The following is a 507-nucleotide window of genomic DNA, read 5'->3' as shown; positions in this document are numbered from 1 at the left end:
CTTCGAGTCGTTGAAGCTGTCGGGGTTGATGCTGTAGAACAGGTAGCCCTTGCGGCCAGCGCCGAGCACCGCCTGGCGCAGCGCGTCGCGCATCTTCGCGAATACCGGCACCTGGGCCGGCGCCGCGGTCGAGCCCTTGGTGCACCAGTCGTATTTCAGGTAGTCGACGCCCCATTGCACGAAGGTGGCCGCGTCGAGCGCCTCGTGGCCCTGGCTGCCGGTATTGCCATTGGCCTCGTTGCCGGGCGCGCCGGGGGCGAGTTCGTTCTGCAGATTGTTGAGCTGGGCACAGGTACGCAGGCCCGGCGTCGCGTAAATCCCATATTTCAATCCCTTGGAATGGATGTAATCGCCGAGCGCGCTCATTCCGCTTGGAAACGATACATGATTTCCATTCAATTTCCCTTGTGAATCGCGAGTCAATTCCGACCAGCAATCATCGACGTTCACATAGACATAGCCGGCACTTTTCAGGCCGCTGCTGACCAGGTAATCGGCCGCGTCGTG

At 60.7% G+C, this 507-nt stretch carries 1 protein-coding gene; it reads right to left on the bottom strand.

The window, feature by feature from the left end; translation table 11 throughout:
* On the bottom strand, window positions 1-507 hold a 507-nt coding region (locus HWY05_RS37760), incomplete at both ends, for a glycoside hydrolase family 27 protein (RefSeq protein WP_176061489.1).

The organism is Paraburkholderia sp. BCC1876, assembly GCF_902833695.1.
Taxonomy (GTDB): domain Bacteria; phylum Pseudomonadota; class Gammaproteobacteria; order Burkholderiales; family Burkholderiaceae; genus Paraburkholderia.
The sequence above is the reverse complement of the archived record's forward strand: the minus strand, read 5'-3'. Positions and strand labels throughout refer to the sequence as shown.